General features: G+C 72.0%; 13 protein-coding genes. 8 read left to right on the top strand and 5 right to left on the bottom strand.

What is annotated here, in order from left to right:
* The 5 genes from ACZ5Y0_RS02115 to ACZ5Y0_RS02095 form a co-directional block, all read left to right on the top strand.
* On the top strand, window positions 1–3714 hold a 3714-nt coding region (locus ACZ5Y0_RS02115; RefSeq protein WP_469126718.1), incomplete at its 5' end, for an Rne/Rng family ribonuclease.
* A gap of 460 nt (window positions 3715–4174) precedes the next feature.
* Complete coding sequence (locus tag ACZ5Y0_RS02110) at window positions 4175–5290, top strand: DegT/DnrJ/EryC1/StrS family aminotransferase (RefSeq protein WP_469126717.1); 1116 nt, start codon at window positions 4175–4177, stop codon at window positions 5288–5290.
* 38 nt (window positions 5291–5328) lie between these two features.
* Entirely contained in the window at window positions 5329–6306 is a 978-nt protein-coding gene (locus ACZ5Y0_RS02105) for a Gfo/Idh/MocA family protein (protein ID WP_469126953.1), read from the top strand.
* A gap of 110 nt (window positions 6307–6416) precedes the next feature.
* The gene (locus tag ACZ5Y0_RS02100; RefSeq protein WP_469126716.1) at window positions 6417–8096 is read left to right on the top strand and encodes a glycosyltransferase family 2 protein; all 1680 of its coding nucleotides are present in this window, start codon (window positions 6417–6419) and stop codon (window positions 8094–8096) included.
* 9 nt (window positions 8097–8105) lie between these two features.
* Window positions 8106–9389: a nucleotide sugar dehydrogenase gene (locus tag ACZ5Y0_RS02095; RefSeq protein ID WP_469126715.1), complete on the top strand. Its 1284-nt coding sequence runs from the start codon at window positions 8106–8108 to the stop codon at window positions 9387–9389.
* A 67-nt stretch (window positions 9390–9456) separates the two neighbouring features.
* Here the strand turns inward: ACZ5Y0_RS02095 and ACZ5Y0_RS02090 are convergent, their stop codons facing one another.
* The 4 genes from ACZ5Y0_RS02090 to wecB form a co-directional block, all read right to left on the bottom strand.
* Complete coding sequence (locus ACZ5Y0_RS02090; protein ID WP_469126714.1) at window positions 9457–10587, bottom strand: acyltransferase family protein; 1131 nt, start codon at window positions 10585–10587, stop codon at window positions 9457–9459.
* Between the two features lie 11 nt (window positions 10588–10598).
* Window positions 10599–12245, bottom strand: coding sequence for a glycosyltransferase (locus ACZ5Y0_RS02085; RefSeq protein WP_469126713.1), 1647 nt, complete (start codon window positions 12243–12245; stop codon window positions 10599–10601).
* Entirely contained in the window at window positions 12242–13567 is a 1326-nt protein-coding gene (locus ACZ5Y0_RS02080; protein WP_469126712.1) for a glycosyltransferase family protein, read from the bottom strand. Before ACZ5Y0_RS02080 ends, ACZ5Y0_RS02085 begins: the two co-directional genes overlap by 4 nt.
* 147 nt (window positions 13568–13714) lie before the next feature.
* Window positions 13715–14791: a non-hydrolyzing UDP-N-acetylglucosamine 2-epimerase gene (wecB, locus tag ACZ5Y0_RS02075; RefSeq protein WP_469126711.1), complete on the bottom strand. Its 1077-nt coding sequence runs from the start codon at window positions 14789–14791 to the stop codon at window positions 13715–13717.
* Between the two features lie 343 nt (window positions 14792–15134).
* Between wecB and ACZ5Y0_RS02070 the strand changes: the two genes are divergently transcribed.
* Window positions 15135–16724: a glycosyltransferase family 4 protein gene (locus tag ACZ5Y0_RS02070; protein WP_469126952.1), complete on the top strand. Its 1590-nt coding sequence runs from the start codon at window positions 15135–15137 to the stop codon at window positions 16722–16724.
* A gap of 135 nt (window positions 16725–16859) precedes the next feature.
* Window positions 16860–19001 (top strand): glycosyltransferase, encoded by a 2142-nt coding sequence (locus tag ACZ5Y0_RS02065; protein WP_469126710.1) that lies wholly within the window; start codon window positions 16860–16862, stop codon window positions 18999–19001.
* A 70-nt stretch (window positions 19002–19071) separates the two neighbouring features.
* Here ACZ5Y0_RS02065 and ACZ5Y0_RS02060 read toward each other — a convergent pair whose 3' ends face one another.
* Window positions 19072–19674, bottom strand: coding sequence for an acyltransferase (locus tag ACZ5Y0_RS02060; RefSeq protein WP_469126709.1), 603 nt, complete (start codon window positions 19672–19674; stop codon window positions 19072–19074).
* 1156 nt (window positions 19675–20830) lie between these two features.
* Here ACZ5Y0_RS02060 and ACZ5Y0_RS02055 point away from each other — a divergent pair.
* Window positions 20831–22333, top strand: coding sequence for a VCBS repeat-containing protein (locus ACZ5Y0_RS02055; RefSeq protein WP_469126708.1), 1503 nt, complete (start codon window positions 20831–20833; stop codon window positions 22331–22333).
* Window positions 22334–22374 lie beyond the last annotated feature (41 nt).

The following is a 22374-nucleotide window of genomic DNA, read 5'->3' as shown; positions in this document are numbered from 1 at the left end:
CCGGCCGACACCGCCGAGGCCGCGCCCGCCGGGCGGAGCCGCCGCAGGGCCACGCGCCGGGCGACCGCGCCCACCGGCGCGCCGCAGACCGCCGAGGCCGCCGGGGCCGAGACCACGGTGACCGCCGAGAGCGCGGCCCCCGCGGCAGGCGAGGTCGCCGCGACGGCGGAGCCCACCGGCGCCGCCCCGGCCGACACCGCCGAGGCCGCGCCCGCCGGGCGGAGCCGCCGCAGGGCCACGCGCCGGGCGACCGCGCCCACCGGCGCGCCGCAGACCGCCGAGGTCACCGAGACAGCCGCCGCCGAGGTCACCGAGACACCCGCCGCCGCAGAGCAGGCGGAGCCCGCCGAAGCGCCCGCCGCCGAGGAGGCCCCGCGCCGTACGCGCCGTCGGGCCGCCCGTGCCGCCGCCGCGCCCGCACCGGCGCCGGAGCAGACCGAGGCTCTGGCCGAGCCCGCCGTAGCGGAGGAGAAGGCGCCCGAGGCGCCCGCGCCGCAGGCCGAGGAGGAAGCCGGCCCCCGCCGTGGACGGCGCCGCGTCACCCGCAAGGCCGCCGTCGGGTTCTCCGCGCCCCCGCCTCCGGCCGTCGAGGAGGACACCCCGCGTCGTCCGGCCCGTCCCGCGGTCGCCGTGTTCCAGGCGCCCGTGTTCACCGAGCCGCGCTTCCAGACGGCGGAGCGCGCCGCCGCCGAGGCCGCTGCCGCCGATGCCGAGGTGGAGGAGCCCGCCGAGGAGCCCGTGGCCCCGGTCGAGGCCGTCGAGGAGCTTCCCGAGGAGCAGACCGGGTCGCGGCGCCGCCGCCGGCGCCGGGGCGCGGGGCACGTCGAGGAACTCGCCGAGCCGGCCAGGACCGTCGAGTCCGCCGCCGAGGACGAGACGGAGCCGGAGGAGGCCGACGAGGCCGCCGACGACACCGCCGAGGGTGACGACGACACCGACGAGGGCGCGTCCCGCCGCCGTCGCCGCCGGGGCGGCCGCCGCCGCCGTCGCGGTGACAGCGCCGACGGCGACTCCGGTGACGTCGACGCCGAGGACCTGGCCGCCGAGCAGGCAGTACAGGACACCGAGGACACCGAGGACACCGTCGAGCAGGACGCCGAGGACGCCGAGGAGGGCCACGCCGACGACGAGGGAGGCTCCACCGCCGGCAGCCGTCGCCGCCGTCGCCGTCGCCGCCGCGCCGGGGATTCCTCGCCCGACGTCGAGCCGGGCGACAGCGACCCGGAACGCACCGTCGTCAAGGTCCGCGAGCCGCGCAAGGCGAGCGAGCCGTCCGACGAGGTCCAGTCCATCAAGGGATCGACCCGGCTGGAGGCGAAGAAGCAGCGCCGCCGCGAGGGCCGTGAGCAGGGCCGCCGCCGCGTCCCGATCATCACCGAGGCCGAGTTCCTGGCCCGCCGTGAGGCCGTCGAGCGCGTGATGGTGGTCCGCCAGCACGGCGACCGTACGCAGATCGGCGTCCTGGAGGACGGCGTGCTCGTCGAGCACTACGTCAACAAGGAGCAGTCGACCTCGTACGTCGGCAACGTCTACCTGGGCAAGGTCCAGAACGTGCTGCCGTCGATGGAGGCCGCCTTCATCGACATCGGCAAGGGCCGCAACGCCGTCCTGTACGCCGGTGAGGTCAACTTCGAGGCGCTCGGCATGGCCAACGGGCCGCGCCGTATCGAGTCCGCCCTGAAGTCCGGCCAGCCGGTCCTCGCTCAGGTCACCAAGGACCCGATCGGACACAAGGGAGCCCGTCTGACGAGCCAGGTCTCCCTGCCGGGCCGCTACCTCGTGTACGTGCCCGAGGGCTCGATGACCGGCATCAGCCGCAAGCTGCCCGACACCGAGCGGGCCCGGCTCAAGAGCATCCTGAAGAAGATCGTCCCCGAGGACGCGGGCGTCATCGTGCGCACCGCCGCCGAGGGCGCGAGCGAGGACGAGCTGCGCCGCGACGTCGAGCGGCTCCAGTCGCAGTGGGAAGAGATCCAGAAGAAGGCCAAGAGCGGCAACGCCCCGACGCTGCTGTACGGCGAGCCGGACATGACCGTCCGGGTCGTCCGCGACATCTTCAACGAGGACTTCACCAAGGTCGTCGTCAGCGGCGACGAGGCCTGGTCGACCATCCACGGCTACGTCTCGCACGTCGCCCCCGACCTGGCCGACCGGCTGTCGAAGTGGACCTCCGAGGTCGACGTCTTCGCCACCTACCGGATCGACGAGCAGCTCGCCAAGGCGCTGGACCGCAAGGTGTGGCTGCCCAGCGGCGGTTCGCTGGTGATCGACCGGACCGAGGCGATGGTGGTCGTCGACGTCAACACCGGCAAGTTCACCGGTCAGGGCGGCAACCTCGAGGAGACGGTCACCAGGAACAACCTGGAGGCGGCCGAGGAGATCGTGCGTCAGCTCCGGCTGCGCGACCTCGGCGGCATCATCGTGATCGACTTCATCGACATGGTGCTGGAGCAGAACCGGGACCTGGTGCTGCGGCGCCTGCTGGAGTGCCTGGGCCGGGACCGTACGAAGCACCAGGTCGCCGAGGTGACCTCGCTGGGCCTCGTGCAGATGACCCGCAAGCGGGTCGGTCAGGGCCTGTTGGAGTCGTTCTCCGAGACCTGCGTCCACTGCAACGGCCGCGGTGTCATCGTCCACCTCGACCAGCCGTCCGCCGTCGGTGGCGGCGGCAAGCGCAAGAAGCGCGGCAGGGGTGGCGACACCCACGAGCACGAGCACGACACCGTCGCCGCCGAGACAGTGCCGGACGCCGACGAGGAGACCGAGAGCGTGGCCGAGGTCGCCGCCGAGGTGGCCGAGCCGGTCGCCCTGGAGGTGCCCGAGTTCGAGCCGGACGAGGAGCTGTACAGCAGCGTCGCCGAGGCGGAGGCCGCCGCCGGCCGCGGTCGTGGCCGCCGCCGGTCGAGCCGCCGGGCCTCGGCCCCCGCGGGCGCGCCGAGGAGCGGCGCGCCGAGGCGGGAGGCGGTGTCCGAGCCGGTCGCCGAGGTTCCCACGGCGCAGGACGTGTCCGCCGAGGCGGAGGCCGAGCGTCCGGTGCAGCCGGCCGAGGCCGCGGTCGCGCACGCCGAGCCGATCGCGGTCGAGGACCCGGTCGTCGAGGCCCCCGTCGCCGAGAACCCCGCCGAGAACCCCGCCGGGGAGGCCGCGCCCAAGGGCCGTACGCGTCGGCGGGCCACGCGCAAGGTGTCCGCACCGGCCGGTTCGCCCGCCGGAGCGGAGGCCGCCGTGGTGACGGTCGCCGAGCCGGAGCCCGCGCAGGCTCCGGTGGAGTCCCCGGCGGAGCAGGCCGAACCGGTCGCCGAACCGGCCACCGAGCCCGTGTCCGAGCCGGTCGTCGAGAGCGCGGCTCCGGCCCGTCCGCGGCGCCGTGCCGTGCGCAAGGCCACCGCGCCCACCGCGTCCGAGGAGACGGCCGTCGTGGTCGTCCCGTCGGCCGCGGCGGAGACCCCGGTGGAGGCTCCGGCCCCGGCCGAGGCGGAGACCGCCGAGGAGCCGGAGGAGGGCGCCCCGGTCAAGAAGACGGCCGCCCGCAAGACGGCGAAGAAGGCCACGGCGAAGAAGGCCGCCACCAAGAAGACCGCGGCGAAGAAGACGACCGCGAAGAAGACGGTCGCCAAGAAGACGACGGCCAAGAAGGCCGCGAAGCCGGCGGCGAAGACGACGGCGGCGGCCCAGCAGGGCGTCTCGTCCGTCTCGGCCGACACGGAGGACTGACCGTCCCGTCGGTCCTTCGGGGCCGACCGGACAGCGGCGGCGTGTGACGCCCGGTGCCGACCGGGTGCCATGCGCCGCCGCTCGTGTCGTGCCGCGTCGTCCGGCGCCCGTGCGAGAGTTACGCTGTGTCTCGCTTGTGATGGAGCGCACCTGAAGGACGAGTTTCTGTGTGGTAACCCTCGGGAAAATCGCCGTCTCCGTGCTGGTAACGTGAACCGTGGTCCCGGTGGCGACAGTCATGTCCGCCGCGACCGCAGCCGACCAGCACATCCGGCCCCGCGGCTCGGATACGGCTGTATTCCCGCAAGGAACCTTCGGGGGGCGGGTCCTGTGTACGAGCCGTTCGCCCGCCCAAAGGCAGCGGTGAACACCCAGGGATGCGGCCGTGCTGAGATCGATGCGGCCCCTTCCCGACAGAGCACGACGCGCCTTTGAGGTCGCCGTAGAGGAGGGGATGTCGATGACCGACGCCCAGGAGTTCATACCGGCCGCCAAGCCTGTGATCGGCGAGGACGAGATCGAGGCCGCGGTCCGCGTGTTGCGCAGCGGCCGTGTCGTCCAGGGGCCCGAGGTGGCCGCCTTCGAGGAGGAGTTCTCGGAGCTGGTCGACGGGCGCCACTGCGTCGCCGTCAACTCCGGCACCTCGGCGCTGCATCTGACGCTGATGGCCCTCGGCATCGGTCCGGGCGACGAGGTCGTCGTCCCCTCGTTCTCGTTCGCCGCCTCCGCCAACGCGGTGCGTCTGGTGGGCGCGGACGTGGTTTTCGCCGACATCGAGGCCGACAGCTTCTGTCTGGACCCGGCCGCCTTCGAGGCCGCGATCACCGCGCGCACCGCCGCCGTCATGCCCGTCCACCTCTACGGCCACCCGGCCGCGATGGACCGCATCATGACGATCGCGCAGCAGCACGGGCTCGCTGTCGTCGAGGACGCCTGCCAGGCCCACTCGGCCGCGCTGCACGGCACGCCCGTCGGTGCGTTCGGCGCCGCGGGCACCTTCAGCTTCTACCCGACGAAGAACATGCACAGCCTCGAGGGCGGCATGATCTCCACGGGTGACGCGGAGGTCGCGCGGACCCTGCGCCTGCTGCGCAACCAGGGCATGGAGCAGCGGTACGCCAACGAGATCGTCGGCGCCAACGTGCGGATGACGGACGTGTCCGCCGCGATCGGCCGCGTGCAGCGCGCCAAGCTCGGCGGCTGGACCGAGCAGCGCATCGCCAACGCCACCTACCTCACCGAGCACATCACCGCCCCCAACGTGGTGACGCCGAAGGTCTCCGAGGGCGCGCGCCACGTGTACCACCAGTACACCGTGCGCATCCAGGGCGACCGTGACGCCGCCATGGCCAAGCTGACCGAGGCCGGCATCGGCAACGCGGTGTACTACCCGACCCCGATCCACCGGCTCAAGCCGTACTGGGAGCCGGACCAGAAGGCGGGCCGCTCCTGGGACCTGCCGGAGACGGAGCGGGCGGCCGCGGAGGTCGTCTCGCTGCCCGTGCACCCCGCGCTGTCCGCGCAGGACCTGGAGCGCATCGTGACCACCGTGAACGCGCTGGGAGAGCAGCTGTGACCAAGCCTCTGCGGGCCGGACTCGTCGGCCTCGGCTCCATGGGGCGTCACCACGCCCGTGTCCTGGCGGGTCTGGACGGCGTCGACTTCGTCGGCGTCGTGGACCCGATGGGCGACAAGTTCGGTGCCGCGCAGGGTGCGCCGGTCCTGAACACGGTCGAAGAGCTGATCGCGCTGGGTGTGGACTACGCGGTCGTGGCCTGCCCCACTCATCTGCACGAGGAGGTCGGTCTGGCGCTCGCCGGGGCCGGCGTCTGCGCGCTGATCGAGAAGCCGGTCGCCGACACCGTCGAGGGGGCCCGGCGGCTCGTCGAGGCCTTCGAGTCGCGCGGCCTGGTGGCCGGCGTGGGTCACATCGAGCGGTGCAACCCGGCACTGCGCTCGCTGCGCGCCCGCCTGGAGGCCGGCGAACTGGGCGACGTCTACCAGGTCGTCACCCGTCGCCAGGGGCCGTTCCCGCACCGCATCGCCGACGTCGGCGTGGTCAAGGACCTGGCCACGCACGACATCGACCTCACCGGCTGGGTGACGGGTCGTCAGTACGTCTCCATCGCCGCGCACACCGTCTCCAAGAGCGGCCGTGAGCACGAGGACATGGTCTCCGCGGTCGGCCGCCTGGACGACGGCACCATGGTCAACCACCTCGTCAACTGGCTGAGCCCGCTCAAGGAGCGGTTCACCTCGGTGACCGGTGAGCGCGGCTGCTTCATCGCCGACACCCTCACCGCCGACCTGACCTTCCACTCCAACGCGGCGGTCACCACCGAATGGGAGGCCCTCCAGGCCTTCCGCGGCGTCTCCGAGGGCGACATGATCCGCTACGCCATCCCGAAGCGCGAGCCGCTCCAGGTGGAACACGAGCTGTTCCGGGACGCGGTGCTCGGCGAGCCCGCCGACATCTGCACCCTGCGGCAGGGCATGCGCACGGTGGAGGTGGCGGCGGCGGTTCTCCGTTCCGCGATGGACAATGTCAGTGTTTCCCTTCATCCGGAGGACCTGGCCCTCCATGGCAGCTGAGCGTCACTCATCGGGGGAACGGTGTGTGCTCGGCGGGACTCCTATGTTCTGTGAGACCTTCCCCGCAGGACCCAGCCGGCCATCGGCTGTCGGAGACCAGGAGCCGGAGCATGAGTGCTGCGCCTGACGTCAGCGTCATCGTCGCGGTGTACAACACGATGCCCTATCTGACGGAGTGCCTTAACTCGCTTCTCGGACAGAGCATCGGGCGCGACCGGCTGGAGGTCGTCGCCGTCGACGACGGTTCCACCGACGACAGCGGCCGCGAACTCGACCGGTTCGCGGCGCTCTACCCGGACACCGTCAAGGTGCTCCACCAGCCCAACTCCGGTGGCCCGGCCGCGCCCAGCAACAGGGCGCTGGAGGTGGCCACCGGTCGGTACGTGTACTTCGTGGGCTCCGACGACTACCTCGGCGAGGAGGCCCTGGAGCGCATGGTGAAGTGCGCCGACCGCAACGACTCGGACGTGGTGGTCGGCAAGATGGTCGGCACCAACGGCCGGTACGTGCATCAGGCGCTGTACAAGGAGAACGACCCGGACGTCAGCCTGTACGACTCCGCGCTGCCGTTCACCCTGGCCAACACCAAGCTGTTCCGCCGGGATCTGGTCGAGAAGCACAAGCTGCGCTTCCCCGAGCACCTTCCGGTGGGCAGTGACCAGCCGTTCACCATCGAGGCGTGCGTGCGTGCCCGGAAGATCTCGGTGGTGGCCGACTACATCTGCTACTTCGCGGTCAAGCGGGGCGATGCCAGCAACATCACCTACCGCGCCGACCATCTGGCTCGGCTGCGGGCCACGGCGGAGATCATGGACTTCACCGCCGGGCTCATCGAGGCGGGTCCGAAGCGTGACGCCGTGCTGCGCCGGCACTTCACCTGGGAGCTGGCCAAACTCGTCCAGGACGACTTCCCCGGCCTGGACCGCGAGGTGCAGCGGGAGGTCTGCGCGGGCGTCGCGCGGCTCGCCGACGTGTATTTCACCGACGGCATCCGCGACGCCATGGACGTCAAGCGCCGGGTGCGCATCGCCCTGGCGCACGTGGGGGCGATCGACGAGTTGTGCGAGGCGATCACCTCCGAGCAGGACCGCCAGGTGTCGTTCCTCGTGGAAGGGGGTCGGGCCTTCGCCCGCTACCCCGGTTTCCGTGACCCGCTCATCGGCCTGCCCGACCGCACCTACGAGCTGCTCGGGGAGTCCGTCCCCGGTCCGCTGGCGCAGGGCACCGAGCTGCTCGGCTGCGACTGGGAACAGCAGGACGACGGGCTCACCTACACCGCGTCCGTGCGGGTGCCCGTCGTCGGTGACGTGGGCGGGGCCGCGCTGCGGCTGGCCAAGGGGGCCATGCCCAAGTCGGCGGACAAGCCAGGGGCACGCCGGCTGAAGGAGGGCCACAGCCTTCCGGCGCCGGTGGGTGACATGACGGTGAAGCCCGCCGAGAACGGCGCCGCCAGCGTGCTGCACGCCCGGGTCCCGCTCGACCAGGTCACCGCCAAGTTGGGGGTCCGGGTCTACCTGGACCTCGCGGGACGGACGTACGAGATTCCCGTGCGCGGCGAGGGGCTGCCCATGCCGCTGGCGCGTCGTTGGGGCCGGGACGCGGATCCGTACCGTGCGTCGGCCCTGGTGAACGACAAGGGCCGTGTGGTGGTCGACACGGCCCGGATGTACCCACCGAAGAGGGACTTGGCCCGCGAGGCGCTGCTGCGCTTCGCGCGGAGGCTGAAGTCCCGTGCCGTCGGCTTGAAGTCGATCGGTTCCAAGAAGCCGAACGGTTCCAGAAGGAAGTAGCCACCGTCCATGAACATCTGTGTAGTAGCACTCGGCAAGATCGGTCTTCCGCTGGCCGTGCAGTTCGCGTCCAAGGGCCACCGGGTCATCGGCGCGGACGTCAACGAGAAGGTCGTCGAGCTGGTCAACGCCGGTGTCGAGCCCTTCCCGGGTGAGCACGACCTCGATGTCAAGCTCAAGCAGGCCGTCGACGCCGGGCTGCTGAGCGCGACGACGGACACCGCGTCCGCGGTCGCCGAGTCCGAGGCCGTCATCGTGGTCGTGCCGCTGTTCGTCGATGCCGAGGGCGTTCCGGACTTCGGCTGGATGGACTCCGCGACGAAGGCGATCGCCCAGGGTCTGAAGCCGGGTACGCTCGTGTCGTACGAGACCACGCTGCCGGTCGGCACGACGCGCACCCGTTGGGCGCCGATGCTGGCCGAGGGTTCGGGCCTGACCGCGGGTGAGGACTTCCACCTGGTGTTCTCCCCGGAACGCGTCCTGACCGGCCGGGTCTTCGCCGACCTGCGCCGCTACCCGAAGCTGGTCGGCGGCATCGACGAGGCGTCGACCGCCCGCGGTGTGGAGTTCTACGAGCAGGTCCTCGACTTCGACGAGCGTGCCGACCTGCCGCAGGCCAACGGCGTGTGGGATCTGGGCACCGCCGAGGCCTCCGAGCTGGCCAAGCTCGCCGAGACCACCTACCGGGACGTCAACATCGGCCTGGCCAACCAGTTCGCGCGCTTCGCCGACCAGAACAACATCGACGTCAAGAAGGTCATCGAGGCCTGCAACTCGCAGCCGTACAGCCACATCCACCAGCCCGGCATCGCCGTGGGCGGGCACTGCATCCCGATCTACCCGCGGATGTACCTGTGGAACGACCCGGCCGCGACCGTCGTGCGTTCCGCGCGCGAGGCGAACGCCGCGATGCCGGAGTACGCCGTCGACCTGCTGGCCGCCGCCTACGGCGACCTGACCGGGGTGAACGTGCTCGTGCTGGGCGCCGCCTACCGCGGTGGCGTCAAGGAGACCGCGTTCTCGGGCGTGTTCCCGACCGTCGAGGCGCTCAGGGCGCGCGGCGCGGTCCCGTTCGTCTCGGACCCGATGTACTCGGCCGAGGAGCTGGCGGCGCACGGTCTCACCCCCCACGCGGGTGAGAAGGTCACGGCCGCGATCCTCCAGGCCGACCACGCCGAGTACCGCTCCCTGACCCCGGCCGACCTGCCGGACGTCACGGTCCTGGTCGACGGTCGCCGTACGACCGACCCGGAGGCCTGGAAGGGCGTCCGGCGGGTCGTCATCGGCGGCTGAACAGGCGCACAGCAGACGTCTCCGGCCCCTGCCCCGTCATCCGTACGGTGCAGGGGCCGGAGACGTCTCAGGGAGCGTTCACGGGCGTGGGGGGTGCGGGGTGCCGGGGGCGGCGGACGGCCGGGCCGACCCGGCGGAGCCATCGCTCGGCGGGGTGTTCCACCACGTGGTAGGCGGCGCCCGCGGCGGCGAGGCCGGCCAGGAGGACGCCCGCCCAGAGGACGAGGGTCGCGCTGCCGGGAGCGGGCCTGCCCCAGTGGAAGACGGCCGCGCGGATCACGATCTCGTGGATGAGGTACCAGGCGAACGACCAGTGACCCAGCCGGATCATCCACGGCCCGCCCAGGCCGGTGCGGCGGCCGTCCAGGTCGGCGCGGGCGGCTGCGCAGATCAGCGCCGCGAAGATCGGTGCCGAGAGCCACTGCGAGGCGGTGTAGGGGCTGTACCAGAGGGCGTCGGGAACCGCGTGGTGCCAGGGGATCAGGGCCAGATGCCACGCCACGACGAACCCGACGGCCACCGGCAGAGAGACGGGGGGACGCCAGCCGCGCTTGAGAGCCAGTCCCGCCACCACGCCCAGCACGAACTGGAGCGAGCGGGTCAGTGGCAGGTAGTCCAGTGCCCAGCTGCGGGTGGTGGGCTGGAGTCCGGACAGGGCCGGCCACAGGACGAGGGCGGCGACGGTGACGGCGAGCGCGGTACACGCCCAGGTCCTGGCGCGCCGGCCGGCCAGCAGCGTCAGCAGGGCGGGGAAGATCAGGTAGAAGAAGGCTTCGTCGGTGAGTGACCAGGCGGCCGGGTTGCCGCCGGTGAACATGACCGGCTCGGGGAACCAGGCGTGCACCAGCACCAGGGTCGCGGTCAGGGCCTTGAGGGACACGGCCTGGCCCATGACGGCCCAGACGGCGACCGACAGGCCGGTGCTGACGGCGAGCAGCGGCCAGATCCGGGCGAAGCGGCGCCACAGGAACACCTTGACGGGCACGCGTGCGCCGTCGTAGGTCCAGGCGAGAACGACGCCGGACAGAACGAAGAAAAACGTTACGCCACTCCGGCCGTACCAGACCGCCTCGCTGATCCCCGGGACGGTACCGACCTGCCGTGACAGGTGGTACAGGACGACGAGGAGCGCCGCCCAGAAACGGAGCCCGGTCAGCGAGGGCAGCCGATCGCGACCGGGCGCCGGTATCGAGGTCACGGACGGGTCCTTCAGCGGTCGGGGAGCAGCAGGTGGTCGAACTCCGCGCGCACGACCGGCCAGTCCCAGGACTCCAGCGCGTGCGCGGACGCCGCCTGTGCGGCCTTCCGCCAGCCCTCGGCGGTCGAGGTGACCTCGAGGATCCGGTCGGCGGCCTCCTGAGCCGAGCCCACGACCCAGTCGGCGGGGAACAGCGTGCGGGCGCCGTTGTCCTTGCCCGCGAAGAACGGCCAGTCCCGGCCCACCGGCACCGCCCCGCTCGCGGCACCCTCCACGAATCCGCAGTGGAAGCTCTCCCGCACCGAGGAGCTGAGGATCACGCCGACCTCGGTCAGCGCGGCGGGGACGTCGTCCAGTTGCCCGAGCCGGCGCAGCGCACCCGAGGGTTCCAGCTCGGCCACATCACGACGGTACTGCCGGGCGTAGGCGCGGGACGCGGGGCTGAGCTTGGCGTCCACGTCCTCGCCCAGCAGGAACAGCCGGTAGCGGGAGTCCTGGGCGCGCAAGATCCGCAGTACCTGGATCGCCCACCGGGGATCCTTGGCCACCGACGAGATGCCGGTCAGACCGAGGGTGAACCGGGCGTCGTCCGCCTTGGGGCGGACATGGGACGCCAGGTCCATGGCGTTGGGGACGACGTGCAGCCGGGGCGCGCCGTCCGCGGAGAGCTGGGGCACGGTCGCCACGGTGAGATCCCGCAGGTGGGCGCCGACGAACACCAGGTCGTCCACCCGCGAGAAGTCGACCAGGTACGGCCACGGGCTGAAGGTCTCGGCGCTGTGCAGGCGTACGACGATCCGGGTGGTGCCGGGGTCGACGGAGGTGAGCAGCGCCGCGGGGCCGACGCACCAGTCGACGAAGACGGTGTCGGCCCAGTCCAGATGGGGACGCAGGAGTTCCTCGGCCTGCCGGCCGAACTCCTCGTCGCCCCCCAGACGGTGGGCGGCGATCCGGGTCAGGGAGGTGGCCAGCTTGTCGAGCGCCGGCACGTCCCGCAGGTCCAGGGAGCGCACCTCGACATCGGGGTGGTCCTCGTAGTGGCCGCGGATCCGGTGGAGGAAGTTGGCGTTGCCGCGGGTGACGAAGAGCAGGCGCAGCGGCCGTCCTACGGGAGCGGCGGGCGGGGTGGACCGGCCGGACGCCTTCGTCAGCGCCCGGACGGTCGTACTGGCGCGCAGCGGCGCGGTGTAGGCCTGCGGATCGTCGGCGAGCGGCGAACTGGTGCGGTCGAAATGCAGCACCCGGTGGAAGGCGAGCTGGAGCGCGGTGACCGCGGAGGCCGCGGCCGCCCTGACGTCCCCGTCGGCCCACCGGGCGTCGGCCCAGGCGAGTTCGGCGGATACGGCGGCGGCCAGCGCGCGCGGGGCCCGGCCACGGGCCAGTTCGACCCGAGCGGCCTCGCCGAGGAGGTCGGCCCGGTGGCGCACACCGGTCGTACGGCGGGCCGCCGAGCTGAGCGTGAGGACCGCGCCCTCGGGCCGGTTGGCCTGGTCGAGGCCGCCGCCCACCCGGCGGGCGAGCCGGGAACGCACACTGTCGGACAGCCCGGGCGCGGTCACCACGAGCCGCCACGCGCGGGCCCCCGCACCCGTGCGCAGCACCCGCGGGTGCAGCGCGCCGCGGGCCACTGCGCGGATCCCCCGTCGGACCTTCGTCATGCGCCAGCGCCCCCGGCGAGGAGCGCGGGCCGCACGGCATGCGAGAGCTGCTCGGCGGCCGGGGCCATCAGCAGACCGCGGGTGAACCTGGCGGCGTGGGCACGGGCCTCGGCCCGCTGTTCGGGGGTCGCCTCCACGGCCATCCGGGCCGCCTTCACGAACGAGTCCGCGATGCCCTCCGCGTCCAGACCGACGGCTCCGGTCCACAGCGGGTGCCCCGCGAGCACGTGGGAGGCGTCGTGGTCCACTTCGTGGCAGGAGACCACGGGCAGCCCCGAGGCCATGAACTCGTAGACCTTGCCCGAGGTGACGAACCGGCCGCCGACCAGCATCAGGACCAGCGCGTCCCAGCGGCCGTAGGTCGCCGCGACCTCCGCCTTGGCCACCGGGCCACCGAACAGCACCCCGTCGGCCTCGGCCTGCCGGATCAGCGTCATATGGGCGTTGGCCTCACGGCTGGCGCCCGCGCCGATGTGGCCGCGGATCTCGAACCGGGAACGGGCAACGAGCGGGTCGCGCTCCCGCGCGGCACGCCAGCCGTCCAGGACGGTGGCCAGGAACGCGGGCTTGAAGTTCACGGAACCCAGGTAACCGAAAGTCAGGCCCTCTTCTGCGGCAGGCTCGCCGTGCGCCTCCGGAACGCTGTCCGGGTCGAAGCCGTTGCGCACGACGTGGACCCGCTCGGCCAGTTCGGGGTAGCGCTCCCGGTAGAAGTCCGCGATCGGGTCGTTGACGCACCAGATCGCGGTAGCGTCCGACAGGACACGCTCCTCCCACTGGCCGGCCTCGGAGTCCCGTGTGAAGGCCTCGCCGCCGCCGATGACGTCGACCGACCAGCCGTCCCGGAAGTCGATCGCGTAGGGGACCTTGTGGGTCTCCCAAAGCTTCCAGGCGGCGGCCAGGTTCACGTACGGGGCACAGCTCGCCAGCAGCATGTCGGCCGGGAACTCGCGGTGGATGTCCCGGACACCCTGCTCCAGCGCCGACCGCCAGCCGCCGAACACCGGCTCGGGGAAGTGCTCCAGGTGCCGCTCCCGCTCCCGTTGCATCCAGCGGATCGGGTTCAGCGCCCGGTCCTCGGTGAACAGCCGGATGTCGGTCTCCAGGTCCTCACGGGCCAACGGGAGTTCGACGATCCGTACCCGCGGGTCGACCGGGTCGGAGAGCGTGTGGTCCAAGCCGTACTCCCGCTCCCAGGACTCCTCCGCGATGGTGAGCACGGTGACGTCCCAGCCGAGTTCGACGAACTTGTTGGCCGTTTCGCGCATCCGGTACGCACAGCTCTTCGCCGCCGGCGGAAAGCCGATGGCGAGGTAGATCATGTGCGGCCGGACGCCGTCGGGCCGCGGCCCCGTGGTCCTGGTGCCGGACGGGACCGCACCCGGAGCCGGCGGGCTGAGGCGCTTGATCACGTTTCGCAAAGGGGTGCTCCGAGAGACTGATGGACGGTGACGGGACGTGCGGCCGGATCAGCCCTCGACGATCGCCTGCACGGCCCGAACCGCGGCGTTCCCGTCACCGTACGGCGTGCCGCGCTCGGTGTCGGGGGCGGGGCGGGTGGCCAGCTCCGTGAATTCCGGCGTCTCGTGCGGGTTCGGTACGAGCACGTTCCAACCGCCCTCGAGGGTCTCGACCCACTCGGTCTCCGGACGGATGGTGGTGCAGGCGCGGCCCAGCAGGAAGGCCTCCTTCTGCAGGCCGCCCGAGTCGGTGACGACACCCGCGGAGCCGAGAACGGCGCCCACGAGGCCGGCGTAGGGGAGCGGACGGCCGACGTGCACCGAGCCCTGGTTCAGCTTCAGGCCGTGCTCCTCGGCACGGGCCACCAGACGCGGGTGCGCCAGCAGGGCCACCGGGACGGGCAGCGCGGCGAGCGAGCCGATGATGGCGGCGAGGCGCTCGGGGTCGTCGGTGTTGTCGGGGCGGTGGAGCGTCGCCACCAGGTACGGGGCGTGCGCGTCGATGCCCTCGGGCAGCGCCGGGCGCGGGTGCTCCCCGGCCAGTACGGCGTCGCGGATGCGCAGGCAGACGTCCACCATGACGTCGCCGACGAGCGTGGAACGCTGCGCCAGGCCCTCGTTCGCGAGGTGGCGCATGGCCTCCTCGGTCGGGGCGAGCAGCAGGTCGGCGGCGTGGTCGGTGAGGACGCGGTTGTGCTCCTCGGGCATCCGCCGGTTGAAGGAGCGCAGACCGGCCTCCAGGTGGGCGACGCGGTAGTGCAGCTTCACCGCCGAGAGCGCGCCCGCGACGGTCGAGTTGGTGTCGCCGTACACCAGCACCCAGTCGGGCTTCTCCGTCTCCAGTACCTTGTCCATGGCGGCGAGCACCGCACCGGTCTGCGCGCCGTGGCCGCCGGAACCGACACCGAGGTGGACGTCCGGGTCCGGGATCCCCAGGCCGGAGAAGAAGACATCGGAGAGGTCAGCGTCGTAGTGCTGGCCGGTGTGCACGATGACATGCTCGTGGGGCGTCTCGGCGAAAGCGGCCGCGATGGGGGCGAGCTTGACCAGCTGGGGACGTGCTCCCACGACACTGATGACCTTCACGTGTACTGCTCCTGCCGAATAAGCGACTGACGACCGAACCACGATCATACGGGCGTGTCGGCGATTGACGGCGCGTGCCCGGGAGCGGTAGCGGGCCGGGCAGGGGGCTGTGGCTCACTGACGGTATGCTTTGATGCGGGCCGGGTTATGTGGCCGTGCCGTCCGCGCGTAAGTGCGATGCACGAGACGCCCGCTTTGAACGGAACTGGTGTGCGAGCTCGATCCTCCGTGCGGGCTCCTGCCACGTGCCAGAAGCTTCAGATCACGAAAGGCACACGTATATATGGAGCTCGACAGCGCTGACGGGCAGCGCCGGCCCAAGGGATCCCGCGGCCGAATCGTGATGCTCGTGGACAATGGGGTCAGGAACGACTCCCGCGTCCAGAAGTCGGCCCGGTCCGCCGCGGAAGCGGGATGGGACGTCATTCTGTTCGGCATCTCGAACACTCGCGAGATCCAGAGCTGGAACCTCGGTGACGCCGAGGTCCGGCTGGTGCCCAAGCCGAGTCCGCTGTCGCACCGCAGGCAGGAACTGAAGGGGCTGCGCTACCGCAGCCCGCTGGCGTACCGCTCGTCCGACGTCGCCTCGTTCCGCAAGCAGCAGGTGAAGGCCTGGCGTGCCGACCTCCGCTTCCGCGCGGCCGCGGCCAAGGCCGACGGGCCCGGCAAGCCGAGCGCCGGCGGTTCGCCCGCCCGGCTGGTGGTGCCGAAGGCCGCGGCCAAGGCCACCAGCAAGTGGGTCGGGCTGCGTTCGCGCGCCACGCGCCGCGCCAAGCGCAAGCGCACGAAGTTCGACACACCGCTCGACAAGGCGATCATCAAGTTCTGGCAGGTGTCCATGGGCGAGCGCGCCTGGCGCAAGCTGCTGCCCTACCTGTGGGACTACGAACTCGCCTTCGCCAAGCACATCGACGAGCTCCAGCCCGACCTGATCCACGCGCACGACTTCCGCATGCTCGGCGTCGGCGCCCGTGCCGCCGTCCGGCTCCGGGCCGCGGGGAACCCGGTCAAACTGGTCTGGGACGCGCACGAGTTCGTGCCGGGCCTGCACTCCCACCACGAGCGCTGGATCCCAGGCCACGTGGCCTGGGAGAAGGAACACGCGGTGTTCTCCGACGCGGTGATCACCGTCTCCCCCTCGCTCGCGGAGCTGCTGGTCAAGGGCCACAAGCTCAAGGAGACGCCGTACGTCGTCCTCAACGCCCCGGTCATGCAGCCGGCGCCGGACGAGGTGGCCGACGTGGACCCCACGCCGGACCTGCGCGAGCTGTGCGGGATCGACAGGGCCACCCCGCTGCTGGCCTATTGCGGCGGCATCAACCCGGTGCGCGGTGTCGAGACCATGATCCAGGGTCTCGTGCAGATGCCCGACGTGCATGTCGCGCTGGTCTCACTGCCGCCCTCGGGCAAGCCGTTCCCCGCCACCGCCAAGATCATCGAGCTGATCGAGGAGCTGGGCGTCGGCGACCGTGTCCACGTCCTGCCGTTCGTACCGCACTGGCAGGTGCCCGAGTTCCTGTCCACGGCGGACGCGGCGGTCAGCCCGCTGCACCACCTGCCGAACCACGAGCTGGCCCTGAGCAACAAGTTCTTCGAGTACTCCCAGGCCCGGCTCCCGCTCGTGGTCAGCGACATCCGGACCATGGCCGAGATGGTCGAGAGGACCGGCCAGGGCGAGGTCTTCAGGGCCCAGGACGTCGACGACTACGTCCGCGCCGTCAGGGCCGTGCTCGCCAACCCGGACCGCTACCGCAAGGCCTACGAGGACCCGGAGCTGCTGGGGAAGTGGACCTGGGAGGCGCAGGCCGTCGTCCTGGACGAGATCTACAGCCGGCTGCTGCCCGGCACCGAGGCGCCGGCCGCGTCGAGGGACCGGCGCAGGCCGGCCCCGACGGCGGAGCCGGAGGGCTCCGGCTACGAGAGCACCGTCTGACGGGACGTCCGTGACCGGCCCGTCGGCCCGGTGAGGAGTGTCAGCGGGGGCTCGCCCCCGCACCTCCTCACCGGGCCGACGGGCCCACGGCACATCCCCGGAACGGAACGCAGAACAGGTGGAGGACCTCCTCGCATGACCCATGTACTCCTGATCGCCGGCACGGCGCCGACGCTCTCGATGCTCAAAGCCGCCGTCGAGCAGTTCCGGGCTGCGGGAGCGACGGTGCACCTCGCCGGACTCTTCGACCGGGAAGCGGTGGACGGCGTCCTCGACGCGGCCGACGTGTGCTCCCTGACCGAGGCGAACGCCGAGCGGGGCACCGCGTTCGTCAAGCGCGTCGCGAAGCTGCCGCCGCCCCGCAGGACCTGGGCGAGCGCGGAACGCAGCCGTTGGGTGCGCGGCCACGCGCGCAAGGCACAGGTCCTCGTCGCCCTGGACGCCAACGCCGTGTACACCGTTTGGCGGCTCGCCGAGCGCAACCGGCGGGCCGACGCGGTCTTCGGCGTCGCCCCCGGGCTGCGCGCGCTTCAGGCGCGGGGCGAGCACCGGATGCACTACGCGCTGCGTGACGCCGTGCGTACCGTGCCGTCCCCGGCGGTGACGCTGCGCACGACGAAGCGTTCGGTGCGGCACGGGGCGGGTGCGGTGCTGCGCCGGGCCTCGTCGCCCGCCGTGATGCGCACCTCGATCGGTGCCAAGGCCTGGCGGACCGCGGTCGTCGCACCGAAGGTGCCGGACGGCATGCGCGCCAAGCTGGCCCGCCGGGTGAGTCTGAGCATGGCGAAGGGCGGCCGCAGGACCGGCGCCACGATCGTGCTGAACCAGGCCGCCGACCGGATCGCCAACCGCAAGCTCAGCGCCGCCCTCCTCGCCGACGCCGCACGTGCAGACCTGGCCCGCGGCCACGACGACCCCCGGGTTCGCGCCAAGGCCATCGAGGCCGCCCTGAACCTCGCGGACCAGCGGTACAAGAAGAAGGACTTCTCGGCGGCGGCCGACCAGCTCTCCACCGCGTTCTCCCTCGCCTTCAACCGTGGCCTGCACTTCGACGGCACGTCCTCGCCGATGGCGAAGGACCCGGAGGGCTACCTCGCGGTCTTCCGCAGGAGCGTGGCCTTCAAGGCGCTGTCCGCGCCGCGCGGGCGGGCCCTGCCCGCCGCCCCCGCGCCGACCGGCCGCCCGCTGCGGCTGCTGGTCACCACCTACGCGAACCCCAGCTTCCTGCGGGCGATCCGGGAGCGCTACGAGGAGCACCCCGACGTCGAGATCCGCTATCTCGACGTCAACGAGGACGACGCGATCCGGCCGTTGGCCAAGGGCCTGAAGAGGATCACGGAGCACGCGCTGGGCGGCCAGCCCGCGTTCCACGACAAGGTCGAGGAGGTCCTGCGCCCCCATCTGGACTGGGCGGACACCGTCTTCGTCGACTGGTGCACCAACGCGGCGGGCCTCTTCACGGTCGTCGACCCCGGCACCACACGCGTCGTCGTCCGGCTGCACAGCTACGAGGTGTTCGCGTGGTGGCCGCACGTCGTGGACTTCACCCGCGTGAACGATCTGATCCTGGTCAGTGACCACCTGCGCGAGCTGACGGAGAAGGTGCTGCCACAGCTGGCAGAACCCGACACGGCCACCACGCACGTGATAGCCAACGCGATGGACCTGGCGCCGTTCCAGCGGGACAAGGCCGACGCCGACGTCCGCTTCGTCCTCGGGCTCGTCGGCGTGAGCGCGGTGGCGAAGGATCCGCGCTGGACGCTCCAAGTGCTCCGGCTGCTGCGGGAGAAGGACGAGCGCTACCGCCTGGTGATCATCGGCGAAGGCCTCAACCGCAAGGCGAGCGCCGCGGTCCGGGCCTACGACGACCTGCTCCAGCCCGAGTTGGAGGAACTGGAGGCGGTCGGCGCCGTGCACCGGGTCGGACAGACCGACGACGTGCCCGCGGCGCTCACCGGCGTCGGTGTCATCCTCAGCAGCTCGGTGCGCGAGAGCTTCCACTGCGGTCTGGTCGAGGGCGTGGTCAGCGGGGCGCTTCCGGTGGTGCGTGACTGGCCGTTCTTCGCGTCGCTGGAGACCGGGCCGCGGACCCTCTTCCCGGCCGACTGGGTCGTCTCGACGCCGGAGGAGGCCGCGCAGCGGATCCTGGCGCTGACCCAGACCGAGGAGAACTGGCGCGCCGCAACGGAGCCCGCCGCCAAGCACGCCCTGGCGACGTGGGACTGGTCCGTGGTGGGCCTGGAGTTCGACCGCCTGCTGCTCGGGGACAAGGCGTAACGGCCGCGGACGCCCGAGGGGGCCGGCAGCGTACTCGGTACGCTGCCGGCCCCCTCTGCGTCTGCGTGAGTCAGGCCGCCCGCTCGACGAGGACGCCGTCCTTCTCGTCGTACAGCTCGCCGGTCTGCGGGCATTCCCAGACGCCGTTCTCCCCGGCGCGCTCGGTCAGCCGGACGCCGGCCCGGCCGACCCAGCCGACCTGGCGGGCGGGCACCCCCACGACCAGGGCGAAGTCCGGCACGTCCTTGGTGACGACGGCACCGGCGGCGACCATGGACCAGCGGCCGATGGTGATCGGTGCGACGCAGACGGAGCGCGCCCCGATCGACGCGCCGTCGGCGATCTTCACGCCGACGGCCTCCCAGTCGCCGCCCCGCTTCTGCTTGCCCTCGGGGTCCACGGAGCGGGGGTTGTGGTCGTTGGTGAGGACCACGGCGGGGCCGATGAAGACACCGTCGCCCAGCTCGGCCGGCTCGTACACCAGCGCGTAGTTCTGAAGCTTGCAGTTGTCGCCCATGCGCACGCCCGTGCCGACGTAGGCTCCACGGCCGATCACGCAGCCCTCGCCGAGGCGGGCGCCCTCGCGGACCTGTGCGAGGTCCCAGACGCTGCTGCCGGCGCCGATCTCGGCGGTGTCGTCGACCTGAGCGCTGGGCTGGACCCTGTAGTTCACTTCGATCTCTCGCTTCCGGGGTGGCTGTTACGCCCGGTGAGCATACGCGGCCGGGGCGGGCGTGGGGACTGGTGGCCGTCGGTGAGGGCCGGTCCGGCGGGTGCCAGGCGGCCGGTCAGCCCCGCCCGTGGCCATGTGGGCCATGGGCCGGCCGCTGACGATGGCACCCCGGTCGAAGCCGATGTTCGAGCTCGGTGCTCTTCCCCGTCCTCGTCGTGCCGGTCGTCCCGTCGCTGCCGGACCTGACGCGCGCGATCGAGACGCTCGGCAGGAACGTGGCCGTGCGCTGTGGGTGGTAGGAGGTGGAAGGTGTGCACCGTCCGGGAAGACCTTCGGGTAGTACTCCTCGGCCCACCGGCCCACCGGCCCACCGGCCCACCGGCCCACCGGCCCACCGGCCCACCTACGCGCCCGCGGTGACGCGGTGGCAGATGGCGCGCCCCCTCGGTGCGTCGCCGGACGCCGACGGGGGCCGCCTGTGTGGTCCGGGAGAACGGCACCTTCCTGGTCGCCAGTTGGGCGTGCGTCGACGCGGACCGGTTGTAGAGAGGCGCGTACGCGGCCCTGAACCGGTGGAGTGTGACCGCCGGTGACGAAGAGGGCCACCGAACCCTTGGGCAGGAGCGTGCGTCGAGGCACTCGTCGGGTCAGCGGGCTCTGCCGGGGGCGTGGGTCGACGGGCCCGTCGCCATGGCTGCGCTCGCGGCGAGAGGCGGGATGTGTCGGAGTGTGGTCATCAGGCGGCGTCCTGTTCCGGGTGGGTGCGGACAAGTCGGTGAGGGCCTGGGCGGGATGCGGCGGTGCGGCCGACGTGATCGAGGCGGGCCGACGGGAGCGGAGCAGGTCGTGGTCGGCGGAACGGAGCTGGAGGTGGGCGCGGGGTGTGAGGGGTGGGAAAGGCCCCGTCGACAAGGGCGAGTGCACTGTGACTGCGGGGCCAACTGGGGCAAGCAGCCCATCCGTTGGCATATGCCAGAACGCATGAAGACGGTGTGAGGTTCGTGTGATTCTTGTCATGTTCTGATGATCGAGGGAACTCTTGCATGCGCACGTCACACATAGCGATGATCCGGTGACTTCTCTTGAGGATCTCTTCATCTGCGGGGGCAGAGCTGTGTTGACCGTGGGCAGAACGTGGCGGCACAGCGCTGCCGCAGTGGTGACAGGGACGCTGCTGGCCTGGGGGCTCGCGACCGGCGGCACGCCGGCCGTGGCCGCGGTCGCGTGTCCGTCCGGGGTGGACTCGGACTTCAACGGGGACGGCGTCCGGGACACGGCGATCGCCGACCCGGAGGCGACCGTCGACGGCGTGGCCAAGGCGGGCGCGGTCCACATCGTCTACGGCGGCGGCAAGGGCACCCTGACGGTCTCCCAGGCGCCCGCCAACGTGCCGGGCGCGCCCGAGGCGGGCGACCGGTACGGCTCCTCGCTGGCCGTCTACGACGCCGACCTCGACGGCTGTAGCGACCTGGCGATCGGCATTCCCTACGAGGACCTCGACACCGTGCCCGACGCCGGGCTGGTGCAGGTGCTCTACGGCTCCACGAGCGGGCTGAACGCCGGCAGCAAGGCCGTCAAGGAGTGGCTCCAGGGCGCCGAGAAGCCGCTGGGCGGCGGCCCGGAGGCCGAGGACTGGGTCGGTTACGCGCTCGCGGCCGGCAAGACCTCGGCCGGCACGCCGTACTTGCTGATCGGTGACCCCGGCGAGTCGGTCGGCACCCTCGAGGACGCGGGCGGCTTCTACTACGTCAGCGGCACCGCGCAGACCGCCACCTTCAACCACCAGGACACCGAGGCCGCCGGTGCCGTGGCCGGCATCGCGGAACAGGACGACCGCTTCGGCTCCGCCCTCGCCGCGACCCCGACCCACTTCGCCGTCGGCACACCGGGCGAGGCGCTCGGCACCACCACGTTCGCGGGCGGCGTGGCCTACTTCAACCACACGCTCACCTCCGGCTACCCCAAGCCGCTCGGCGGCCTCGCTCAGGACCAGGACGAGATCAGCGGCGCGGAGGAGGTCGGCGACCAGTTCGGTGACGCGCTCGCCATGGTCCCCTACCGGGCCTCCGGCGCCACCTCCACCACCGAGTCGCTGCTCGTGGTCGGCGTGCCCGGCGAGGACCTGTCGACCACCGTCGACGCGGGCGCCGTCCAGGTCTTCCGACTCACGGCGAGCGGAACCTTCACCCAGGTCGCCTGGATCGACCAGAACACCGCCGACGTGGACCAGGAGTCCGAGGCCGGCGACTTCTTCGGCAAGCGGCTCGCCGCCGTCAACACCTCCCCGAACGCCACCTCCACGGCCACCACCACCCGCCTCGCCATCGGCGTCCCGGGCGAGGAGTCGTCCGAGGAGCACCCGGAGAAGGGCGGCGTCCAGATCGTCCCGCTGGTCGGCGCGCCCGGTGCCTCCGACCAGTGGATCGACCCCGGCTACGGCATTCCGGGCGTTCCCGCTCCGCGCCAGCTCGCCGGCCTCTCCCTGGCCGCCACCCCCTCGCTGCTGTACGTCGGCATGCCCTACGGCCCCGCCGAGTCCCGCGGAGTCCACGGCTTCTCGTGGAACGTCACGGCCGGCGGCGCTCCGACGGTGACGATCAAGCCCGGAGAGGGCGGAGTCCCGGCCGACGGTGTCGCCTTCGGCGCGACCGTCCGCTGACGGCCCTCCAGACGGACAGGATCGGCTTTCGGGGAGGACAC

This window comes from Streptomyces sp. NPDC033216 (genome assembly GCF_055577115.1).
The sequence above is the reverse complement of the archived record's forward strand: the minus strand, read 5'-3'. Positions and strand labels throughout refer to the sequence as shown.